Origin of the sequence: Hyphomonas sp. UBA3195 (genome assembly GCF_002366485.1) — a bacterium.
Classification (GTDB): domain Bacteria; phylum Pseudomonadota; class Alphaproteobacteria; order Caulobacterales; family Hyphomonadaceae; genus Hyphomonas.
The window spans coordinates 132,193-133,073 of sequence record NZ_DEXB01000021.1 but is presented as its reverse complement, the minus strand read 5'-3'; the positions used below and the strand labels follow the sequence as shown (position 1 = coordinate 133,073).

Annotated in this window: 1 protein-coding gene; it reads right to left on the bottom strand. The window is 60.7% G+C overall.

Translation table 11 applies throughout. The annotated features are described in order from the left end of the window. The coding region (locus tag B2344_RS07705) for an ACP S-malonyltransferase (RefSeq protein ID WP_290484952.1) at nucleotides 1–758 on the bottom strand (758 nt) is incomplete at its 3' end. Between the last annotated feature and the right edge of the window lie 123 nt (nucleotides 759–881).

Genomic DNA, 881 nt, shown 5'->3' with positions numbered 1-881 from the left:
GCGACCATGAATTGCACACTCTCGGTCCAGCGCACACGGCCTGTGACCTGTGCGACGAGGTTCTTCCGGATCGTTTCCGGGTCGGTGACAGCACTTGCAGACACGTTCGCGACCAGTTCACTCACCGGCTGCGCAATCGACACCTCGGCCAGCGCCTCGGCCATCGCGTCAGCGGCTGGCTGCATCAGGGAGCAATGGAACGGTGCGGAAACATTGAGAAGCATGGCTTTCTTGACGCCGCTATCCTTCGCCTGCGCGCAGGCGGCTTCAACCGCATCCTTGCGGCCAGATATGACAAGCTGACCCGGCGCATTGTCGTTCGCGATATCACAGGCGCCGCCGGTTTCGCGTCCAGCTGCACAGGCGGCTTCCGCCTGATTTATGTCGGCTCCCAACAAGGCTGCCATTGCACCCTCTCCCGGCTGCACGGCGGCCTGCATGGCATTGCCGCGAATGCGCAGGAGGCGCGCCGTATCCGCCACACCAAGCGCGCCTGCAGCAGCAAGCGCAGAATACTCGCCCAGGGAGTGACCCGCCACATAGGCCGCGTCCTTGGCCGACAAGCCAAACTCAGCTTCCAGAGCGCGGGCGGCGGCAACACTGTGCGCCATGAGCGCAGGCTGAGTATTTGCCGTCAGGGTCAACTCGGCAATATCGCCGGCCCACATGAGGCCAGACAGATTCTGTCCAAGGGCTTCATCAATCTCGAAAAAGACATCGCGTGCGGACTGAAAGGCCTCCGCAAGCGACTTGCCCATTCCGATTTCCTGGCTCCCTTGACCAGGAAAGATCAGCGCGAATTTTTTCATGTCTGGTTTCTCCAAATTGCGCCCGTGGTTAAAGGTGACCGCGAATGTAAGCAAGCGCTTGAAAAACAGGCC